Source organism: Microcoleus sp. B5-D4, assembly GCF_036705145.1.
Lineage (GTDB): Bacteria > Cyanobacteriota > Cyanobacteriia > Cyanobacteriales > Microcoleaceae > Microcoleus.
In genome coordinates this window covers 1-23,179 of record NZ_JAUBTV010000007.1, presented here as the reverse complement: position 1 = coordinate 23,179, position 23,179 = coordinate 1, and the positions used below count along the sequence as shown (strand labels likewise).

The 23,179-nt window shown below is 45.2% G+C and carries 13 protein-coding genes; 12 read left to right on the top strand and 1 reads right to left on the bottom strand.

All coding sequences use genetic code 11. The features are described 5' to 3' along the window. The first annotated feature begins 80 nt into the window (after window positions 1–80). On the top strand, window positions 81–1,442 hold the full coding sequence (locus tag QUB10_RS05135; protein ID WP_333200142.1) for a protein kinase domain-containing protein: 1,362 nt from the start codon (window positions 81–83) through the stop codon (window positions 1,440–1,442). A gap of 69 nt (window positions 1,443–1,511) precedes the next feature. Here the strand turns inward: QUB10_RS05135 and QUB10_RS05130 are convergent, their stop codons facing one another. Further along, window positions 1,512–2,645, bottom strand: a complete 1,134-nt coding sequence (locus QUB10_RS05130; RefSeq protein WP_333200140.1) for a succinylglutamate desuccinylase/aspartoacylase family protein — start codon at window positions 2,643–2,645, stop codon at window positions 1,512–1,514. 229 nt (window positions 2,646–2,874) lie between these two features. Here QUB10_RS05130 and QUB10_RS05125 point away from each other — a divergent pair, with 229 nt between their 5' ends. The 11 genes from QUB10_RS05125 to QUB10_RS05075 all read left to right on the top strand — a co-directional run bounded on the left by QUB10_RS05125 (window position 2,875) and on the right by QUB10_RS05075 (window position 23,000). After that, on the top strand, window positions 2,875–5,613 hold the full coding sequence (locus QUB10_RS05125; protein WP_333200135.1) for a DEAD/DEAH box helicase: 2,739 nt from the start codon (window positions 2,875–2,877) through the stop codon (window positions 5,611–5,613). A gap of 358 nt (window positions 5,614–5,971) precedes the next feature. Beyond that, window positions 5,972–8,713 (top strand): family 10 glycosylhydrolase, encoded by a 2,742-nt coding sequence (locus QUB10_RS05120; RefSeq protein WP_445300800.1) that lies wholly within the window; start codon window positions 5,972–5,974, stop codon window positions 8,711–8,713. Between the two features lie 451 nt (window positions 8,714–9,164). Then, window positions 9,165–9,380 carry a hypothetical protein gene (locus tag QUB10_RS05115; protein ID WP_333200131.1) on the top strand — a complete coding sequence of 72 codons (216 nt, stop codon included), beginning with the start codon at window positions 9,165–9,167 and terminating at the stop codon, window positions 9,378–9,380. Between the two features lie 115 nt (window positions 9,381–9,495). Further along, window positions 9,496–13,440 (top strand): PAS domain S-box protein, encoded by a 3,945-nt coding sequence (locus QUB10_RS05110; RefSeq protein ID WP_333200129.1) that lies wholly within the window; start codon window positions 9,496–9,498, stop codon window positions 13,438–13,440. A gap of 7 nt (window positions 13,441–13,447) precedes the next feature. Further along, window positions 13,448–14,872: a response regulator gene (locus tag QUB10_RS05105; protein ID WP_333200127.1), complete on the top strand. Its 1,425-nt coding sequence runs from the start codon at window positions 13,448–13,450 to the stop codon at window positions 14,870–14,872. Between the two features lie 354 nt (window positions 14,873–15,226). Further along, window positions 15,227–15,619: a response regulator gene (locus QUB10_RS05100; RefSeq protein ID WP_333200125.1), complete on the top strand. Its 393-nt coding sequence runs from the start codon at window positions 15,227–15,229 to the stop codon at window positions 15,617–15,619. Further along, the gene (locus QUB10_RS05095; protein WP_333200123.1) at window positions 15,616–18,186 is read left to right on the top strand and encodes a response regulator; all 2,571 of its coding nucleotides are present in this window, start codon (window positions 15,616–15,618) and stop codon (window positions 18,184–18,186) included. The genes QUB10_RS05100 and QUB10_RS05095 overlap by 4 nt, the downstream gene beginning before the upstream one ends. Then, window positions 18,161–19,819, top strand: a complete 1,659-nt coding sequence (locus QUB10_RS05090; protein ID WP_333200121.1) for an adenylate/guanylate cyclase domain-containing protein — start codon at window positions 18,161–18,163, stop codon at window positions 19,817–19,819. The genes QUB10_RS05095 and QUB10_RS05090 overlap by 26 nt, the downstream gene beginning before the upstream one ends. A 68-nt stretch (window positions 19,820–19,887) precedes the next feature. Continuing rightward, a complete protein-coding gene (locus QUB10_RS05085; RefSeq protein WP_333200119.1) occupies window positions 19,888–20,403 on the top strand; it encodes a DUF1499 domain-containing protein in 516 nt (171 codons plus the stop codon). 607 nt (window positions 20,404–21,010) lie between these two features. Beyond that, window positions 21,011–21,886: a DUF2382 domain-containing protein gene (locus QUB10_RS05080; protein WP_333200117.1), complete on the top strand. Its 876-nt coding sequence runs from the start codon at window positions 21,011–21,013 to the stop codon at window positions 21,884–21,886. Window positions 21,887–22,106: 220 nt separating this feature from the next. Then, window positions 22,107–23,000, top strand: coding sequence for a DUF2382 domain-containing protein (locus tag QUB10_RS05075; RefSeq protein ID WP_333200115.1), 894 nt, complete (start codon window positions 22,107–22,109; stop codon window positions 22,998–23,000). Window positions 23,001–23,179: the final 179 nt, after the last annotated feature.

The following is a 23,179-nucleotide window of genomic DNA, read 5'->3' as shown; positions in this document are numbered from 1 at the left end:
GGGGGGGAGTAAGAGTTAGCCTCTTGTTAAGGGGGAGAGTAAGAGTTTCGATAGTCCAAAATCCCAAATACGAAATCGATATGAGCTCAAAAGTTACCCTCACCATCACTTCCGGGAATCTCAAAGGCCGAGAATTCATCTTTGACACCCGCACAACTTGCATTATTGGCCGCGCCAAAGATTGCTATCCTAAGATTCCCGACGACGAAAAACATCGCACCATTTCCCGCTATCACTGTTTGCTAGATATCAATCCTCCCGATATCCGGGTGCGCGATTTCGGTAGCAAAAATGGCACTTTTGTTAATGGCAAAAAAATCGGTCAGCGAGAAGCTCATCACACTCCCGAAGAAGCGGCTCAAATCCAATTCCCAGAATATGACTTGCAGGGGGGAGATGAATTTACACTCAGCGATACTTCTTTTCGAGTTGCTGTTGCTATTGACCCGGAAATTGCCAAAAATCTCCAACAACAATCACCACCAATCGTTCCCTCAAATCAAGCCAATCTGTGGGAAATGCTGCAAGGTTTTCTGTTGAAAGCTGTGGCTAATGAAAGCCATATCGGAGTTCTCGGCGATTACCTTTTGCTCAAAGAATTGGGTAGGGGAGGTTTTAGTTTGGTTTATTTGGCGCAGCACAAGCGGACAAAGGAACAAGTTGCGCTGAAGGTGATGTTGCCAAAAGTGGCGGCAAATCAGCGGGCGGTTAATTGGTTTTTGCGGGAAGTTGAAAATATGAAAGTTTTAAAACATCCCAATGTGGTAGGATTAAAAGAGTTTGGTTATGCGGATGAAACTTTCTTTTTCACGATGGAATACTGCGATGGCGGTAGTGTTGTTGATTTGATGGAAAAACGCGGTTTCAGCACTTTGCCGATTGGTGAGGCTGTGGCTATTATTTTGCAAGTTTTAGATGGTTTAACTTACACTCATAATGCAGAAATTCCCAATGTCAGATTGGCTGATGGTAGTTTTGCAAAAGGACGGGGTTTGATTCACCGGGATTTGAAACCGGGGAATATTTTTCTGGCGAATGTGGGTGGGAAACAAGTTGCAAAAATTGGGGATTATGGGTTAGCAAAGGCTTTTGATCAAGCGGGTTTAAGCGGCCAAACGATGACTGGTAATGTTGTGGGTACGCCGTATTTTATGCCGCGACAGCAGGTAGTAAATTATAAGTACACGCAACCGGATGTTGATGTTTGGGCGGCGGCGGCTTGTTTGTATGTGATGATAACGGGATATTCCCCGCGAAATTTGGAGGATCAAGATCCGTTTTTGGCGGTTTTACAAAATGATGCGGTTCCTGTGCGCGATCGCACTTATGCGATTCCTCAACCGCTAGCCACAGTTATCGATCGCGCTTTAATTGACAATCCTGAAATTTATTATAAAAGTGCAGCGGAATTTAAACAAGCCCTATTCAATAGTATATCGTAAATTATGGTTCGACTACCAATAGGTTTTCAGAAACCCGCTTTCTTGAAGAAACCGAGTTTCTTGGTCTTCTCAATCTGCCATCACAGACAACACATACTCTCCTTGATTTACTGACTGATTGGTCGAAACATCAAAAATGAAAACATCCGACTCAGCACAAACATCAACCAAACTCGGAAATTCCCCATTCTTATTAAAGCTGAGAATTTGATAAAGCCGATCGCCCTTTTTGACATAACTCCCCAATTGCACTCGATTTTGAATCATCCCGCCCGCTGGCGCGTAGTATTTTATCACCGAATTCTTGGGGGTGAAAATAACTTGATGATTCGCAGTTTCCGGGAGAGGAAATCCATCTATTTTCAATAAACCCTTACTTGCTAAGTAATTTTTGATTCCCCGCAAGCCATTCGCCACCGACTCGGGATTCATTTCCATCCCCGAACCTAATTCTAAAGTCCAAGCTTCCACATCAAATTCGATCGCACTTCCCAACTCTGCTAAAATCTTCTCCAAAGCCAGCCAGGGCTTGAGAAACGCCTCGTCAAAAGCATCGCCATCGTACTCGTTCATCAAGATAGCCCGATCGAGCAAAAAAGCTTTCGCACTCTCCTCGCGGGAATTAAAACAATAAAGGTAATCTAAACTTTGATTCGTAGAACTGTGCAAGTCCAGCACATAGTCAGCATCCAAACACAAAGATTGTAGCTGATATCGGTAAAGTTCGCTGTAGGGGCGGCAACTAGGAGCGTTAATTTTTGCCAACTCTTTCGCAAAACTCAAAGCAATCGCTTTTCTGTAATTAACTTTGACAGTATCGGCATCGAGATGGATGTGAGACTTAGTAAAGCCCAGAATATCTTCCTCTTGTTTTTCAAAATCCCAGAAAATCCGGTTCCAATTTACCCCATCATAAAGATTGTAGCGACCAGGGGAAAAATGGTGCGATCGCTGGCTGACACCCACAGGATTACAAACAGGAACTAGCCAAATTTCCCCGCTTAACTGGCTGCTGTCCAAAGACATTAAAAACTCAATTAATTGGTAAATCACAGCATTACCGCTAATCTCAGCGCCGTGCAGGTTAGATTGGAGATAAGCTTTTTTGCCGGGAATCGCACCTTGGAACTGATAGACTTGCAGTGAAAGCCGATCGCCCGAAGCAAGCTGCACCACAGGAATAGTCGAAATAACTGGAATCATAGAAGGAAACTTGGGGAATTGGGCATGGGGCATGGGGCATGGGGCATGGGGCATTGGTAACGGGTAATTGTTACTAATGACTAATGACTAATGACTAATGACTAATGACTAATGACTAATGACTTCATAGCCGATTTGCGGGCGTTGGTCTAAAATCAATACAGTCCTCTGCTGACTTGCTTTCAGCAAGATTTAAGCATACTTACCCTGCAACCTTATAATAATCCTTGTGCCAGACACTGCCCAGAACCGCCCAGAGCTGGATCTGAAGACAATATTTCCCTTCGAGCTAGATAACTTTCAGAGAGAGGCGATCGCCGCCCTCGATGCAGGTAAATCCGTTGTCGTGTGCGCTCCCACAGGCTCTGGGAAAACGTTAATCGGGGAATACGCCATCCATCAAGCACTCGACCGAGGGCGGCGCGTCTTCTACACCACTCCTCTCAAAGCTTTGTCTAACCAAAAGCTGCGCGACTTCCGCAGTCAATTTGGAGACGACAACGTAGGTTTGCTGACGGGCGACATCTCCGTCAATCGAGATGCGCCGATTTTGGTGATGACTACCGAAATATTTCGGAATATGCTCTACGGTACGCCGATCGGAGAAGTCGGTACTTCCCTCACCGGAGTAGAAACCGTGGTGCTCGACGAGTGTCACTACATGAACGATCGCCAGCGCGGTACCGTCTGGGAAGAATCGATCATCTACTGTTCGAGCGAAATTCAACTGCTCGCCCTCTCAGCAACCGTTGCCAATAGCGACCAACTCACAGACTGGATTAACAAAGTCCACGGGCCCACAGAGCTCGTCTACTCAGACTTTCGGCCAGTGCCGCTGCAATTCCACTTCGCCAACCAAAAGGGGATATTTCCCCTGCTAGACGAGACCGGCAAAAGAGTTAATGGCCGGTTAGTCCCCAAAAAGAAGGGGCAAAAAGTAGAAAGAGGCAGCATTCCCACTCCGAGTTTGACCGATGTTTTATCCCGGTTGGACGATCGAGATATGCTACCAGCAATTTACTTCATCTTCAGCCGTCGCGGGTGCGACCAAGCAGTCGCAGAAGTCGGCAATTTCTCCCTGGTTAACGAAGCCGAAACAGCCGAACTCAAACGCATCATTGACGATTTTTTACAGCGAAACCCAGAAGCAGAACGCTTCGGTCAAAAAGAAGCACTTTTAAAAGGCATCGCCGCCCACCACGCAGGGATTTTGCCCGCTTGGAAAGGTTTAGTAGAAGAACTTTTTGGCAGAGGTTTAATTAAAGTTGTATTTGCCACCGAAACCCTAGCAGCCGGGATTAATATGCCCGCCCGCACCACAGTCATTTCCACCCTTTCCAAGCGCACGGACAAGGGACACCGACTGCTAAACGCTTCAGAATTCCTGCAAATGGCCGGTCGGGCTGGTCGGCGGGGCATGGACAAGCTGGGGCACGTCGTCGCAGTTCAGACGCGCTTTGAAGGCGCAAAAGAAGCCTCTTATTTGGCAACAGCCAAAGCCGACCCCCTCGCCAGTCAGTTTACGCCCAGCTACGGCATGGTGCTGAATTTGCTGCAAACTCACACTCTCGATGAAGCTCAAGAGTTGGTAGAGCGGAGTTTCGGTCAATACCTGTCTACCTTGTACTTGCAGCCACAGCAAGAAGAATTAGACCGGCTGCAAACAGAATTGGCGGTGCTTGAACAGTCCCTGGCGGCCGGAGGAAATGTCTCCACCCTGGAAAAAGAGCTCGCCCATTACGAAAAATTGCAGGCAAGACTCAAAGAAGACAAACGTTTGCTCAAAATTCTCTTGCAGCAAGCTGAAGAAGCCAGATTTAAGGAGATGTCCGTAGCTGTGGCTTTTGCAGTGCTCGGCACGGTTCTGAGTCTCAAAGGTAAGCACGTTCCGACAGCCAAACGATCGCACACAAATCCTGTACCCGCCGTATTGGTTGCCAAAATCGCAGGTTCGGGCCAAGCTCCAAATTTGGTGTGCTTGGGCAAAGATAACCGCTGGTATATCGTCGCCATTAGCGATGTTGCTACCCTGCACGCCGAATTACCCCGCTTGAGCGTTGCAGATACCTTGAACCCGCCGCCGGAAATGGCTCTGAGACTCGGCCAGTGCCGCTTGGGAACTGAAGAAACTGCTTCAATTGCTGCATCGATCCCACAATTGCCGACACCAGAACCCAGCCCAGAGGCGATCGAGCAACTGCAGAAAATCGCAGCCGTAGAAGCTAAGCTAGAAATTCACCCGGTTCTAGAATGGGGCAATCCCGGTACTTTGCTCAAACGCCAGCGCCGCCGAGAAGAATTGAAAAAAGAAGTTCGCAAAAGCGAACAAGACTTAGAAAAGCAGCGAGCTCGCTACTGGGAGCAATTTCTCAATTTAATCGACATCTTGCTGAATTTCGGCTGCTTAGAAAGAGTAGTTTCGGCAACTGTAAACCGAGATGACTCCTCCGACAGGTTAGTGCCCACAGTCTTGGGCCAAGCTTGCGCCGCCATTCGTGGCGATAATGAACTGTGGCTGGGTTTGTCCCTAATGTCTGCGGAGTTTGATGAACTCGACCCCCACCACCTCGCTGCTGCTTGCGCGGCTTTAGTTACAGAAGTTTCCAGGCCGGACAGTTGGACTCACTACTCGCTGTCCCCGGAAGTTTTGGCACCTTTGGACAATCTGCAAAAAGGCCTGCGCCGCCGATTGTTTCAAGTTCAGTACCGTCATGAAGCTGCAATCCCGATTTGGCTGGAACGGGATTTAGTGACTTTGGTCGAACAGTGGGCTCTGGGCGTTGAATGGCTGGAACTGATTAGCCATACGAGTTTGGATGAAGGGGATGTGGTGCGGATTTTGCGCCGGACTTTGGATTTCTTGTCTCAGATTCCTCATGTTCCTCATGTTTCGGATTCTTTGCGGAGGAATGCTTGTCGGGCGATGCAGTTAATCGATCGTTTTCCGGTGAATGAAGCTGCAACTTAGAAAAGTGTTGACAGTTGACAGTTGACAGTTGACAGTTGGCTGTTGGCTGTTGGCTGTTGACTGTTGGCCTCTTAATTGTATTTTTGGTTTTTCAACCCAAATGCACACAGATTTTAATCTAAAATCGTTTTCGGTGGCATCGGTATTGTTCAAAGGCCCAAATGTCCAAACAGTCAACTGTCAACAGTCATGAGGAATAGACCCAGATTTAAATCTAAAATCCCAAATCTAAAACCCCAAATCTAAAATCTAAAATCTAAAATCTAAAATCGATCGCTCTTAATTGTTATTAAATTTTTCTTTAGCGGTGTGGTGAGTAATTCTCATATTTATGCAACAAATCAAAAAGCCTGTTCAAATGCCTGATGCCTGCTCCCAGGTTCAAAAAATTCGCTTTTTTACTTTCTTGCAAAGAGTCTTAATTGGAACTCTAGCGAGTACATTACTCAATCTCTTCATCCTATTTCCCTCTCCGAGTTTCGCAGAAGTAGTTCTGGGCGTTGTTCGCAGTTCCGAGAATTCTCCCGACTGGGTAAAGATTACCACGCGCCTCTGGGAAAGCGGCATTGCTTACAAACCAATCAATCTCGAAGAAATCAAAAGTACGGCGGATTTAACAGGCGTTAACGTGCTGTTTTTGCCCAATATTGAAACTTTGAGTCCGACGCAAATTAAAGTTTTAGAAGCTTGGGCCTCCCAGGGCGGCCGCTTGATTGCTTCGGGCCCCGTCGGCCGCAGTTCCCCGGCCTTGGTGCGCCAATCTTTGCGCTCGCTCCTTGGGGCCTATTGGGCTTTTCCGTTAACCCAGCCGGCGACGCCACAACCACGCAGCCGCTGTCGAGATCTGGCTTGCACTACTTCTAACAGTTGGGTGCCACCAGAACAAAAAAATGTTTCAGTCCAAGGCGGTGTCTTGATTCCGGCTGATGCGAACAGTCAAACTATTGCTACTTGGAAAGATAGTTCCGGTTCCTCCGCAGCCATCGCCACGGATCGCGCTACCTATCTTGGCTGGCGCTGGGGTAGCGACGGTTCGGCAAATGTAGATAAGGCTTGGCTGCAAGCCTCGATCGCCCGCTGGGGAGGCACAATCGCTTCTGTACCTCTAGCGCCGCCCACTGGTGTCGCGCTCCCACTGCCAAGTCCCCCCTCCAGAGTCAGTAGAAACAGCCCTAGTTCGCCGCGTAGTACCCCGCTGAGCCGACTTTCTCCCTCTGGTTCCCTTCCCGATCCAGTTCCTGCAACTTTTACAGACCCTTCCGATCAGTCGGCGCCGGCGGGTTTGGACGTGCAGCCAAATTCCAATAAGCCGATCGTCAGCATTGAAGCGTACTTGATGCGCCAAGAACTCACTAACCTCCTCGGCAGGTTTGAAAGCGCCCTAACAGCATCTAATTCAGCCAATACCGCCATCAATCTCAATGCTGCTACCTCCCCTCAACTGGTGGCTGCAGAACAGGGCGGAGGCGGCCCGGCAGCCGGTCGCCCCCCTGTTCTACAAGCGATCAGGGGGCGGGCGATCGCCCAAGCGCGGCAGGTTTTGCAAACTTTTGACCAACTCCTGCAACAGCAAAACTACGCGGAGGCGAGATCGCAGTGGGTGGAAGCGCGGCAGTTGCTGTGGCAAAATTACCCGAAGGAAGGACAGCGGGTTGGGGCGGAAATTCGGGCGGTTTGGCTCGATCGCGGGACGATCGTCGCAGCACGATCTGAACAGGGTTTGGTGGCAGTGTTCGATCGACTCGCCGCCGCCGGTATCAATACTGTTTTCTTTGAAACTTTGAATGCCGGATATACCATTTATCCCAGTCAAGTTGCACCGCAACAAAATCCCCTGACTGTTGGCTGGGATCCGCTGGCATCGGCAGTTAAATTAGCCCACGAGCGAGGCATGGAACTGCACGCTTGGGTTTGGGTTTTTGCCATAGGAAATAAGCGCCACAATACTTTAATTGGCCAGCCTAGTTCTTATCCAGGCCCGGTGCTTTCCGCTCATCCAGATTGGGCAAATATTGACAATAAAGGACGCACGCAAAATCCTAACGATGGTAAATTTTATCTCGATCCTGCGAACCCGGAAGCGCGGAATTATTTGCTACAAATTGTCAGCGAAATTGCCAATAACTACAAAGTAGATGGGGTGCAATTAGACTATATTCGCTATCCTTTTCAAGATGACAATGCGAATTTTACTTACGGTTACGGTATTGCTGCGAGGCAGCAATTTAAGCAGTTGACTGGTGCAGATCCGGTGAATATTTCCCCCCGGAACGGCAGTTTATGGCGGCAGTGGGTTGAATTTAAAACTAATCAAATTAATAGTTTTGTAGCTGAAGTTTCTCAGCTTTTGCGCCAGAACTATCCGCGCACAATTCTGTCGGTGGCGGTGTTTCCGCACCCGGAAAGTCAGCGGATTTACAAAATTCAGCAAAATTGGGAAGTTTGGGCTCGTCAAGGTATTGTAGATTTGATTGTGCCGATGACTTATGCTTTGGATACTAACCGACTTCAGCGCATTACGGAACCGTTGGTAAAGGAACAAATGCTTGGTTCGGCTTTGATTTCTCCGTCGGTTAAGTTGTTGACTCTCCCGGAAGTTGTGGCGATCGACCAAATTCAAGCTTTGCGCGATTTGCCGACTGGGGGCTATGCTATTTTTGCGGTGGAAAGTATCAGCAGCGGGATGCAGGGCTTTTTTAACCGCACTCAAGGCACCCCAGTGCGTTCCACTTCTGCTGCAGAGCCGATTCCTTACCGACAGCCGTTTGCGGCGGCGGCTTCGCGGTATACTGCTCTCAAGCAGGAATGGAGTTTTTTGTTGGCTAACAATCAGTTGCGGGTGTCGGAATCTGAACTGAAAGTTTTGCAAAGTCGAGCCGATGAATTGGCGCAAGCTTTGAGCAAGTTGGCGGCAAATCCTTCTAGAGAAAGTTTAGCAACTGCTAAAAGATTGTTGGGGAGTTTTCAATCTCAATTTCAATCTTCGATGCGCTTGCATTCTGCCGAAAATAGCTATCAAGTGCAAACTTGGCAAAATCGTTTGGAGAGTTTGGATATGCTTTTACGTTACGGCGAAAGGATGGAGTTGAATCGCAGGTAAATACAGATTTTTCGGGTGTGTGCTGCTGTGGATAGTGCGATCGTGCTAACATTTGGGCGATCGTACTCTAATTAAGTTAGTCCGCGCTCCACGGGTAATCCTCACCTTGGTTTTTTCACAGCAATACTTCGTTCGATCCCGCAGATGCAGTAGAAAACCCGGTGTTTGAGCCAAGCAGAAACCCGCTGTCTTGGGTCGGAGTGCGATCGCGAACTTTAAGTTTGTAAGTAGGTCATCGCCAAATAACCATAGTATCTTATCAGGGAGGGTTGAGTTAAGATCCACGATCGAAGCGAGTAGATGAGTCCTCTCACCCGCCCGAACCATGTAATGTTTATTTGCACCTACTTACTTAGTGAGGACGGAAGTCCTCAAAACTCTTAAACGTCGAACTCAAACAATTTGATAATGAGTGATATCGTTTCCCGTTGCATCGGATAAGAGTCAACCATTGAGTTTTTCGACACCAAGTCAACAGTCAACAGTCAACAGTCAACCATTGAGTTTTTCGACACCAAGTCAACAGTCAACAGTCAACAGTCAACAGTCAACCATTGAGTTTTTCGACACCAAGTCAACAGTCAACAGTCAAGCATTGAGTTTTTCGACACCAAGTCAACAGTCAACAGTCAACAGTCAACAGTCAACAGTCAACAGTCATGTATGAGTGCAACCGGAAGTGATATGATTAACCGGGTTTGATATGACTCGCTGGTCTATCCCTCTAAGATTATAAAATCTACTAATTTCAACTGCCCATTTAAATTACTTTTAGGACGAATATGTTTCCTAAACCCCTCAATCGTTTGGCTACAAAATTTATCGGCAAAGTTCCATTACAAACGGTGCTCGTGGTTCCTTTTTTAGTGCAAATTGTCGGCACGGTAGGAGTTGTAGGTTGGCTATCTTTCCAAAACGGTCAGCGGGCAGTCAACGATGTGGCCGCTCAGTTGCGGGGAGAAATTAGCGATCGCATCAAAGACCGCATGGAAAATTATATGTCAATTCCCCACATTGTCAATCACCTGAACGTTCAAGGCATAAAACTGGGGCATTTGAACCTAGAAGAAAAGCAAAAACTGGAACATCATTTCCTCGAACAAATTCAATATTTTGATTCTATCAGCATCATTTACACAGGCAAAGAAAATGGAGAACACTCTGGAGCAATCCGCACTAAAAATGGGATTTTGATATCGGCTGCTGACAGCTCTACTGGCAATAAATTATCTCGATATACTGCGGACTCTCAGGGAAACCGCGTTCAATTAGTGCAAATTTCACCCAATTTTTACGACCCGCGAACTCGCCCTTGGTACATAGCTGCGGCTGCGGCTAAAAAACCAATTTGGACTCCAATTTATACAGATTTTTTGACGAGGGAACTGGCAATTACTGCTGCTTTGCCTATCTACGACGACGCTGGCAAATTGTTAGGAGTAGCTGGCAGCGATTTGCTCTTTTCCCGAATCAAAGAATTTCTGGTTAGCCTCAAAATTGGCAAATCAGGACAAACTTTTGTCATGGAGCGATCGGGGATGTTAATTGCTACTTCAACGGCGAGTCCAGAATTCGTGGTGGAAGGTAAAGAAACAAGGCGCATTAAAGCTTCAGAAAGCGAGAATCCGGTAATTCGCCAAACTGCACAACATTTAGATAAATTCTACGACAGCTTAACTAAAATCAATATTTCTCAACAACTTACTTTTGATATTGATGGCAAGCGAAATTTTATTCAGGTAGCTCCTTTTAAAGACGATCGAGGGTTGGATTGGCTGATTGTAGTAGTTGTACCAGAGTCTGACTTTATGGAGCAAATTAACCTCAACACGCGCACGACTTTTTTACTGTCGCTTGCAGCATTGATGGGGGCGACAATTCTGGGGATTCTTACTGCTAAATGGGTAGTTCAGCCGATTTTAAGATTGAATGCGGCGGCGAAAGCTTTGGCACGGAATGAATGGGATACAAAGCTCACTCTGAATCGCGAAGATGAACTCGGAGAACTTGCCACTGCTTTTAACAGTATGGCCGAGCAATTGCAGCATTCATTTACTTCTCTGTTGGAAAGCGAAAACCGAGTCCAACAATTTTTTAATGCCGTACCGCTAGGGATTTTTATTGCAGATTCCAAAGGTCAACCTTACTACATTAATCCTACCGGAGAGCAACTTTTATCTCAAGGAATTGTCCCAGCCGATTCCGAAAGTTTACGTCAATCCTACCGAGTTTATTTAGCGGGTACTCAGGAAATTTACCCGGCGGAACGCGACCCAATTTTAAATGCTTTGCAGGGTAAAAGTGTAACTGTTGATGACATTGAAATCTCCTCGACTGACAAAACTGTTCCCCTGCAAGTTTGGGGAACTCCTATTTATGACGCTCAAGGAAATATTATCTACGGGATGTGCGCTTTTCAAGATATTACAGAACGCAAACTAGCGGAGAAATTATTAAAGGAATACAACGACAATTTAGCAGTGCAAGTTGCAGAACGTACCGCCGATCTTGCCAAGGCAAAAGAAAAGTTTTCTAAAGCTTTCCGTTTAAGTCCTAATGCAATTACCCTGACTCGAATCAGCGATGGTCGCCACATAGAAGCCAATGAGAGCTTTTGTCGGATGATGGGGTACAGTCACGACGAAATCATTGGAAAAACAGCGGTAGAACTCAATTTCTGGGCGAGTTTGGGAGAGCGCGATCGCATGATTCAAATGTTAAAAAATAAGACAGCACTTCACAATTATGAGCTGAGGTTTCGCAATAAAAATGGTACAGAAAGAACGGCCCTGCTGTCGATAGAAACCATCGATATTGACGGAGAAGCTTGTTTTTTGTCGATTTCTAGCGATATTACCGAGCGCCAAAAAGCAGAAGCTGCCCTCCGGGAAGCAGAAGAAAAGTACCGCAACATTTATGAAAATGCTTTAAATGGAATTTTTCAAACTGCTATTGACGGGAAATACATCAGCGCTAACCCCGCTTTAGCTAACATCTATGGTTACGACTCGCCCGCCGAATTAATAGCAGCACAGCCGAATTTCCATAACCAGCTTTACGTGAAACCCAACCGCCGCGACGAATTTGCAGCGCTGATGAACGAGTACGGGATACTATCAAACTTTGAATCGGAAATTTACCGCAAAGATGGCAGCATAATCTGGATTTCGGAAAATTGTCGCGCTGCTTGCGATGAAGCAGGAAATCTACTTTACTACGAAGGTTTTATTAAAGATATTACTGATAACAAACAAGCGGAAATCAAACTGCAGCAGGCGAAAGAAGCGGCCGAAGCAGCCAACAAAGCGAAGAGTACCTTTCTCGCCAATATGAGCCACGAATTGCGATCGCCCCTGAACGCGGTCATCGGCTTTGCTCAAGTCATGATCCGCAGTAAAACTTTGTCTCAGGAACATCAAGAAGATGTCGGAATTATCCTGCGGAGTGGCGAACATTTACTGGCTTTGATTAACCAAGTTTTAGACTTGTCAAAAATCGAAGCCGGACGCACGACGATTAATGAAAAAAGCTTCAATTTGTACCAACTAATCGACGATTTAGAAGATATGTTTGCGCTCAAAGCTGAGCAAAAAGGTTTGCAATTAATCTTCGACAGAGACGCAGAAGTTCCCAATTACATTTGTACGGATGAAGTTAAATTGCGGCAAGTGTTAATTAATTTGCTCAATAATGCAATTAAATTTACTTCAGAAGGGGGAGTGTCGATGCAAGTCAAAGGAGGAAGGCGGAATATACATAAAAACAGCACTGACCAATTGCCCGGCCGCTACTGGCTGCATTTTGAAGTTCAAGATACTGGTGGAGGCATTGCTGCTGAGGAAATCCATCAGTTGTTTGAAGCATTCGTGCAGACGAAAACAGGTAAAGATTCTCAGGAAGGAACTGGTTTAGGTTTAGCTATTAGCCGCCAGTTCGTGCAATTAATGGGAGGTGAAATTACTGTTAGCAGCGAGCTCGGAAAGGGTGCAGTATTTCAGTTTGATATCCAAGTTCATCTGGTTGAAGCTAGTGATATTGAAACCAAAAAAACTCAACGCCGAGTTGTTGCCCTCGAACCGAATCAGCCGAGTTATCGCTTGCTAATTGTGGACGACAAACCTTTGAACCGCCAACTGTTAGTAAAACTTCTCAGTCCACTCGGATTTGAGTTGAGAGAAGCGAATAACGGTAAAGAAGCGGTTGATATTTTTATGGAGTGGGAACCGCATCTGATTTGGATGGACATGAGAATGCCTGTCATGGACGGCTATGACGCAACGAAACAGATTAAAACTACAACTGGCGGGCAAGCAACGGCGATTGTGGCCCTAACTGCTAGCGTTTTGGAGGAAGAACGGGCGGTGATTCTTTCGGCGGGTTGCGATGATTTTATGCGGAAACCGTTCCGAGAGGAGGATATCTTTGTGGCAATGGGAAAACATTTAGGAGTACGCTATATTTATGAAGATCCAACAGCAGTCAGTGGCGCAGGTTTAGGGGAGCCAAGTCAGGATGTGCTGACACCGGAGGCTTTCGCCTCTCTTTCTCCAGACTGGATGGCCCAATTCAAGCAAAGTATTTTGAGTGTGGACATGGAGGCGATCGCGACTTCGATCGCACAAATCGGCACTGTCAATCCCTCTCTTGCGGCCAAGCTTCAAGATTGCATTAATAATTTTGAATATGACAGAATTTTGAACATAATCGAGTTCAGCGAGAAACAGTAAATACCCGATGACTTCAACTTTACCTAAAACCAATCGAGCTAATATTTTAGTAGTGGACGATACCCCAGAAAACCTGCGGCTGCTGACAGGAATTTTGAGCGAAAAAGGCTATCAAGTTCGCCCGGTACCCAATGGCAAGCTAGCATTGTCTGCAGCTCAAAAAATACCCCCGGATCTAGTGCTGCTGGATATTATGATGCCGGAAATGGACGGCTATCAAGTTTGCCAGCAACTCAAAGCTTCTGAAATAACCAAAGACATTCCTGTTATTTTTATTAGTGCGATCAATGACGTGCTGGATAAAGTTAAAGCTTTTGCAGTTGGCGGAGTTGACTTTATTACTAAACCGTTTCAGGTTGAAGAAGTTTTAGCCCGGATAGAAACTCATTTAAAAATTTGCTCACTGCAACAAACTTTGCAAGAGAAAAATCAAGATTTAGCAACGGCGCTTCACCAACTGCAAGCCACCCAAGAGCATTTGATTCAATCGGAAAAAATGGCAGCCCTGGGACAACTGATTGCCGGCCTTGCCCACGAAATCAATACCCCCCTAGGCATTATAGGTTCCTCTATTAATAATATAGCTAATTTTTCTGACGAGTTTTTAGAAAAATTTCCGGAAATTTATCAACAACTTTCTGAGGAAAGCAAAGCTTATTTTTTAGCTTTACTCTACAGAGCCACCCATCAAGAAGTTTTATTCACAAGCAGAGAAAAGCGCAAATTTAAGCAGCAGTTGACGGCGGATTTGAGTGCAGAATCTGTTGAAAACGCCGAGGAAATTGCGGATACTTTAGTTGACATGGAAATCTACGAAAAAATAGAAGAGTTTTTGCCGCTTTTTAAATCGCCGGATTGGGAAGTAGTTTTAAATAGTGCTTACCAGTTTGCGAGCTTTAAAAAAAGTATTAGCCTGATCCAAAGAGCAACAGCGAAGTCGGGAAAAGTAGTATTTGCCTTAAAAACCTACGCTCATTTTGATAGCAAACCAGAAAAAGTCCAGGCGAACTTGCACGATGGCATTGAAACGGTGTTAACCCTTTATCAAAATCAACTGAAACACGGTATAGAAGTAGTTAAAAATTATGGAGATTTACCCCAAATTATGTGCTATCCCGATGATTTAAATCAAGTTTGGACTAATCTCGTTCATAATGCCCTGCAAGCAATGGATTATAAAGGTATTTTGACAATTGAAACTCGGCAGCAAGAGGAAAATATTTTCCTCAAGTTTACTGATAACGGTAAAGGTATTCCCTCAGAAGTTATTCCCAAAATTTTTCAGCCCTTTTTTACGACTAAATCTGCGGGCGAAGGTAGCGGTTTGGGATTGGATATTGTAAGAAAAATTGTGGAAAAACACCAAGGCACAATTGCTGTAGATTCTGTACCGGGGCAGACAACTTTTACAGTCTCGCTGCCAATTTATTAAACAAAACTTACCTGCTGGAGGCTGATTCCCTCTGACGGAAAGCATCCAGGATGCAAGCCCCCGGATTCATCCGTCCAGAAATAAAAAACCTGTATCCGATAAACAAACGCCCGAATTTATCTCGCGCAAGTCAATGCTTCAATTCTTTAATCTAAAATCTAAAATCTAAAATCGATTGACACTCGTCGCTGTCTCGCTGACAAATACAAGATTTATTACGAGAAACTGGGTTGATCTTCCGAAGTCCTATTAAAATAAGATAGGGAACAGATATCCTGCATCCTTGCCCGAAATCAATAACGTAAAAGCACGCTATGTCGGTAAACCTACTAAAATTCAAGCAGAGAGGAAAAGATGAATAAGCCTGTAATTCTTTGCGTTGACGATGAACCCGATATCTTGAATACTCTCAAGATGCAGCTAAAAAATGAATTTAAAAATGATTACTTTTATGAATTAGCTGAAAGTGGTGATGAAGCTTTAGATTTACTTGAGAATTTTCAAGAAGAAGATCAAGTGATTGTAGTTGTTTCTGATTGGCTGATGCCGGGAATTAAAGGTGACGAACTTTTAATTAAAGTTCACCAAAAATATCCTAAAATTATTAAGGTGATGTTGACGGGTCAAGCGGATGCTGCGGCAGTTCAGCGGGCAGTAGAAGAAGCAGATTTATACTGTTGTTTGTACAAACCCTGGCAAAGCAAAGACTTAATAGAGACTATAAAATCGGGGCTGGCTAATTTATGAAAAAACCTGTGATTGTTTGTATTGATGATGAACCTGACGTTTTGAACAGTTTAAAGATTGAACTGAAAAAGGCGATCGGCGATCAGTGTATAATTGAAACCGCTGAAGGGGGGGCTGATGCTTTAGAGTTGCTGGCCGATTTGCAGGCCGATGAATACGAGATTGCTTTGGTGCTTTCCGATTATATTATGCCGGATATTAAAGGGGATGAACTGCTCAGAAAAATTCACGAAAGCTCGCCGGAGACGCTGACCATTATGCTAACGGGGCAAGCTGATTTGGAAGCCCTGAGCAATGCTATCAAGTATGCTAAATTGTACCGTTATATCCCTAAACCTTGGCAAAATGAAGACTTAAAATTAACGGTAGTGGAAGCAGTTCACAGTTATTTGCAAGATCAAAAATTAACAGATGAAATTCATAAGCGCCAAGAAGTAAACGAGGAGTTAAAGCTAGCAAATGAGGCGCTGTCTGCGAGTGAAAGCCGCCTGAGTCAATTTTTAGAAGCTTTGCCAGTGGGGGTATCTGTTTATCATCCCGACGGCTCGATCGCCTATTTCAACCAGACAGCGCGGGATTTGCTGGGTGCAGACATTATCCCGGAAAGCACTGCGGAACAATTAGCTGCTACTTATCAACTTTATGTTGCCAATACTGATGAGCTTTACCCGCCGGATAATCTGCCAATTTTGCGTGCACTGAAAGGAGAATTTGTCAAGGTTGATGATGTAGAAATCCGTCAAGATGGCAAAAGAATTGCGATCGAGATCAATACCACGCCGATTTTTGACGCTAGCGGAAATATTGTTTATGCGATCGCAGCTTTTCAAGATATTAGCGATCGCAAACAAGCCGAAAAAATACTAGCAGATTACCACCACACCTTAGAAGCCCAAATTGACGAACGCACAGAACAACTGCAACAAGCCGCATTAGCTGCTGAAGCAGCAAACAAAGCTAAAAGCACGTTTCTGGCCAATATGAGCCACGAGTTACGCACCCCTCTCAATTCCATACTCGGGTTCGCGCAAATCATGGAACCCAGCCCGAATCTTACTGTCGAAAACCGAGAAAATATGAGAATTATTCGCCGTAGTGGCGAACACTTGCTTAGCTTGATCAATGAAGTCTTAGACTTGTCAAAAATCGAAGCGGGGCAGATGACGCTCGACCCGAAAAATTTCGACCTCTACCGCTTGCTTGACGATTTGCAAGATATGTTTCAACTGCGGGTAGAGAATCAAGAATTGCAGTTGCGTTTCCAGCGCGATGCTGACGTTCCCCAGTACGTGCGAACCGATGATATTAAACTGCGGCAAGTGCTGATTAATCTTCTGAGTAATGCGATTAAGTTTACGCAAAGAGGCGAAATAATCTTAAGAGTTATAAAGTTAGAAAAATCGGGATTTCTGGATTTATTGGAGAGTCCCACAGCTTGCTTTGATACCACAAGAAGCATTCGGGATTTTTCGAGAAGTAGCAGTAATTCTGCAACCGTTGAATGGAGGGATGAGACGGAGGATTTAACTGTGCCAGGTTTTTTCCTTCTCTTTGAAATTGAAGATACAGGAGTGGGCATTGCTTCGGAAGAATTGGGCAATATTTTTAAGGCATTTGTGCAAACCGCTTCCGGTCAAAAGATTCAGAAAGGCACGGGCTTAGGATTGAATATCAGCCGTCAATTTGTCCGCCTGATGGGAGGAGAAATTGTCGTAGAAAGTCAACTGGAACTCGGCACCACTTTTAAATTTGAAATTCCCGTCGGTGCGGTTTATGCTGCTGATCTTCCCGCTCCGCAACTTAACCGCGAAGTTACTGGGTTGAAACCCAATCAACCGTGCTACCGGATTTTAATTGTGGACGATCGCGAAGACAACCGCCAACTTTTAGTCAAAATGCTTTCTCCTTTAGGTTTTGGGGTGGAACAAGCCACCAACGGCCAGGAAGCAATAGAAATGTGGGAAAATTGGCATCCGCACTTAATTTTGATGGATGTGCGAATGCCAGTAATGGACGGCTACGAAGCTACTAAACAAATTAAGGCTAGAATCAAGCAGAGAGAGGAAGAGCAGCAAGGAAAGGGGGAAAGGAATATTTCCCATCCCGACTCCCCGATTCCAAAGATTATTGCTTTGACAGCTAGTACAATTGAAGGGAGGCAAGCGTTTGCTTTATTGGTCGGCTGCGACGATTTTATTAGCAAACCTTTCCGCAAAACAGATATATTTGATACCCTCACCAAACATTTGGGGGTGAAGTATCTCTATTCTAACTCAACGGACTTTATCTCAATAGGCGATCGAAATAATTTATCAGACTCCCTCCCTAATGCTGCGCTTGCTTATTTAGCTACACTTCCTGCAGAATGGATAGACAACATGAAGCAGGTAATCCGCAGTGCTGATTTTGACTTAATTGTCAGGACAATCGACGAAATAAGGGAGCCTCATCCTGAATTGGCGGAAATCCTCCAGGGTCATCTCGATAATTTTGATTACCAGAAAATTCTCAATTTAATTGCCGAGGCGGAGGACTCAGATAATGCAGATGAAGGCGGAACAAACTGAAAACTATCAAGCGGATATTTTAGTAGTTGACGATACGCCAGATAATCTGCGTTTGTTGATTAGAATATTGCAAAAAAATGGCTATAAAGTTCGACCTGTTACTAATGGTTTTTCGGCTTTAGATGCTATTCAATCGAGCGCACCAGATTTGATTTTACTCGATATTATGATGCCGGATATTGACGGCTACCAACTATGTAAAAAATTAAAATCACAATCGGAATTTAGGGAAATTCCCATCATTTTTCTCAGCGCGCTAGAAGAAGGAATAAATAAAGCAAAAGCTTTTGAAGTGGGCGGAGCGGATTATATCACCAAACCTTTTCAGGTGAAAGAAGTATTGGCGCGAGTGAGCAATCAACTTACTGTGCGTTCATTGCAAATGCAATTGCAAGAAAAAAATCAAAAGTTGACAGATCAAAATATCCAGTTGCACCAGGAAATAGCTGAGCGCCGCCAGGTGGAAATGGAAACGAGATTGCTGCTGCAGGCAACTCAAGCTATTAGCAAATCTGAGGATTTTGAGTCTGCTATAGATGTGATTTTAGGTTTAATTTGCCAAACAATTGAATGGAATCTGGGCGAAGCTTGGATTCCTTGCAGTGAGGGCGTTTTAAAAAGCGCGACAGGCAGGTACGTCAGCGACTCCAGTTTTGCCCAATTCCGACAGACAAGTTGGCAGTTAACTTTTGCTCCCGGTGTGGGACTCCAGGGGAGGATTTGGCAGTCGCAGCAGTCTGAATGGATCGAGGATGTTTCTACTGCACCGGAACAAGTTTTTTTACGGTCGGAAATTGCGGCCGCTGTGGGATTGAAAGCGGCTTTTGGGGTGCCAATTTTGGCGGACAATCAAGTGTTAGCTATTTTGATTTTTTATCGCGAAAAAGTTCTGAAAGGTCAACCGCGCTTGTTGGAATTAGTGAGTGCGGTTGCTACGCAGCTAGGTTCGCTAATTCAGCGGAAACAAGCTGAGGCAGCACTGAAATTGCAGCAAGAGCAAACAGAGAAATTGCTGCTGAATATTTTACCGAAACCTATTGCCGATCGCTTGCAAAAAGAGCAAAAGTTGATAGCGGACCATTTTGATGAGGTGAGCGTCTTGTTTGCTGATTTGGTGGGTTTTACAGAGTTCTCGGCTCACAAAAGTCCGACGCAGTTGGTAGAAATTTTGAACGGGATTTTCTCGGAGTTCGATAGGTTGTCTGAATTGCACGGGTTGGAAAAGATTAAGACGATTGGGGATGCTTACATGGTGGTTGGGGGTTTGCCGACGCCGCGGGAGGATCATTCTGAGGCGATCGCACTTTTGGCTTTGGAGATGCAGGCAGCTTTGGGGAGGTTTAATGCCAAAATGGGAGAAAATTTTCAATTGAGGCTCGGAATTCACAGCGGTTCAGTGGTGGCTGGAATTATTGGGATTAGTAAATTTAGCTATGATTTGTGGGGGGATACTGTTAATGTTGCTTCACGCATGGAGTCGAATGGATTGCCTGGTAAAATTCAAGTTACGGCGGCGACTTACGAGCGTTTGAAAGAGCAGTTTGTTTTAGAAGAACGAGGCTATATCCCGATTAAAGGTAAAGGAAGAATGCTGACTTACTGGTTAATTGAAGAAAAAAGTAAATCTTTGTGATTTTTCGAGGTCAATTTCAATTAATATTAAAATTAGATTTAATTTGCACTTTCTGGAGGGCTAATCCTTTGCAAACAGTTGAAACAAAATCGCCGACAGCATTGAAAAGAGTCCTGGTTATTTTAATATCACTGCTAGCAGTAGCGGTACTGTCGATCGCTACTTTTATCGCTATACCAGGAGAAAAAACCATGTTTGCTGGAAAAAGACCTGCCAATATCGGCATTGTGTCAGGAAAACTCGCAGCGTGCCCGAGTTCCCCCAACTGCGTCAGCAGCTTCAGTCAAGATGCCGAACACAAAATTGAGCCTTTGGGATACACTTCGTCCCAGAGTGAAGCGATGGTAAAGCTCAAAGGCGCGATCGACTCCTATGGAAAAACTAAAATAATCACGGCAACTGATAATTACCTCTATGCGGAGTTCACCAGTGCTTTGATGGGGTTTGTTGATGACGTTGAATTTTTGGTAGATGATGCAGCAAAAGTCATCCATGTGCGATCGGCTTCGCGTCTGGGAGAGTCGGATTTGGGAGTTAACCGCAAACGGATAGAAGCTATCAGAACTCAATTCAATCAACTCTGAACTGAAAATTTCTAGCTTTCCGCAAGCCCCTCTCCTGCAGGGCGGTTTGATTATCCGTAGGGGCAAACCCCCCGTGGTTGCCCCGATATTTGAAACACGGATTCCCTCGTCTGTGGAGGGGGTAGGCACGGGGGCGCTACCCCTACAAAACGATGATTTCCCTTCATCCGTGGAGGGGGTAGGCACGGGGGCGCTACCCCTACAAAACGATGATTTCCCTGAGAATAAAACAGCTCTGCCCTCTCCTGCAAGATGAGGGGCTTTGATATTTGGGTCTTACTATGTAATGTTGATTTTTAACCACCTACTTAACAATTATTAACAGTAGGCACACCGCAAAAGAAAAGGAGTATGCAGCAGGGGGAGTAGGACACCGCAATGCCGTGTTCCTACGGTTGGCTTTGAGTTTTAATAGTTGTTATAAGGTTGACGATTGTATAGTTTTACAATCTTTAAAAGAGCTGAGCGCGCTAGCACAGAAGCAGAGATGCCGTAGTATTCCTCTAGGATTAAACAACCTAAATTATACACTTCTGACTTTAGGGAGAGGGAACTGAACGAATTAATTTCTACTATTAATTTAAGTAGAGCAAAGAGGAAAAAACACATGGCACTTCAAAAATTAGCAGACTTTTATCCTAATTATCAGGAAGAAATCTTTGCTGGAGACGACATCAAGGGATTTGATGTTTATGCTGGCGACTCGGATGAAAAAGTAGGCACGGTTTATGACGCTTTGGTTGATGACACAGGTCGTTTCCGCTATCTGGTAATTGATACCGGTATTTGGATTTTTGGCAAAAAAGTATTGTTGCCAATCGGTTCGGCTCGCTTCGACTACGGAGCCCATCGGGTCTACGCAACAGGCCTTCGCAGCAAAGCTCAAGCAGAACAATTGCCGGCTTACAATGAATTAGAATCAATAGATTACGATCGCGAAGAACAGGTAAGAGGCGTTTACCGCAATCAAGACACTGCTGCGGCAAGCACTGCTATGGCAAGCACTGCCGCTCCTGCTAGCTACGATCGCAGCAGCTACAGCTACGATATCGATCGCCCCCTCTACGAAACCAACGAACAGCAGCACCAAAATCTCAAGCTTTATGAAGAACGCTTGATTGCCAACAAAAACCGCGCAAAAACAGGCGAAGTAGCAGTTGGCAAGCGCGTGGAAACTGAAACAGCGCGAGCTTCAGTACCCATTGAAAAAGAACGAGTCGTAATCGATCGAGTAACCCCGGTAGAAGCGGGTCGAGTAGTTTCAGTCGGTGAGGCTGACTTCCAATCAGGGGAAGTTGCACGCATGGAAGTCTACGAAGAAACGGCCGACATTCACAAGGAAGCTTTCGTCCGCGAAGAAGTCAACGTCAGAAAAGAAGTTGTTCGCAGCACCGTTGAGGGCGAAGAAACCTTGCGTCGTGAAGAATTAGACGTTAAGACTGAGGGAACTGCGGTTGTAGATAATAAAAATCCAAAGATCTAAACCAACCGCAACAGGTATTGCAGAGGAATTGCGCCTTAATGACATAATTCTGTCACCGCGCAGGTTTGATTGGATTGGTGGCGATCGCGCAATTCCTATGTGAGGGGCGGGGGGGTACAAAACTTGTCTAGTTTTGGCAACGTTTATGCACTTTCCCCGCCTTTACCAATTTCCCCTTACCACTTCATAATAAAAATCCCTAAGCAGGAAAGTTTAAAAAATGAACGGTCAAGCATCAGCAGAAAAGATAGCAACTGCCAAATCAATAACCCGTCTCAACCGGGTGCCTGAAAAAGTCAGAACTAAGCTAAAAAGTTTTACCGTCAAAGACAACCAAGGTCACTTGGTAGGCAAAGTTAAAGATGTCTATTTTGATGCTAACGGTCAGTTAAACTTTGTGGTGGCTGGGCTAGGCAGCGACAATCCTCGCATTTTTTTATTAAGTGTTAAGCTGCTCAAAAAAGTCGATTATCACCAAAAAGCGCTGTTTGTAACTATTAATTCGGATCAAGTCGATCTGCTGCCAGTAGTTTCGGCAAATGGCGGGCATCCGTATTTAGAAAATGCCTCAGAACCGGATAGTGAATTTAGCAACAGTGAGTTAACAAATCCCTCAACAGTTATGTCAAATCTAACAGATGCCGATCTCATAAATGCAGATTTGGAGACAGATGAGGATGAGGAAAATTTCGATATTGTCGATCAAGAAGTAATTCGCCTGCTAGAAGAACGATTGGTGATCAATCGCAGCAAGCGCAAAGTCGGCGAAGTGATAGTGCGTAAAGAAATTGAAACTCGGATGGTACAAGTGCCTATCCAGTGGGAAAAGCTGATTGTCGAACAAGTCGGCGACGATCCGAAGGTGTTGGCCGAAATAGATTTAGGCGAGGGAAGCATCACCGGTATAGATTTGACTGAGATTAAGACCGATCGCGAAGAACCGACAGTTAAGGCTGAATTTACCTCTGTGCAGAAAGCTAGCAAAATCTTAAATTCGATCGCCTCTCAACCCCGTCACGGTTGCGTGAAAGTCCGCCTAGAACTCGTTCTGGAAGACAAGCAACTTGAGGATACTTACCAAAAATGGATGACGGAACACAACTCAGAGAGTTAAAATATTCGTCCTTTTCCGTGTAGATTTTAGCTATTAGCGAGAAACTTCAATCTAACAGGGGACTGTGGCGAGTCGTGCTGGGGAGAAAGTTCACCGCCATCTACTAAGGATCGCGAATTAAATAACTTACAATTTTAATTGTTATTGTGGGATGGGCGTCCCGCCCGTCCTTTTTGGAC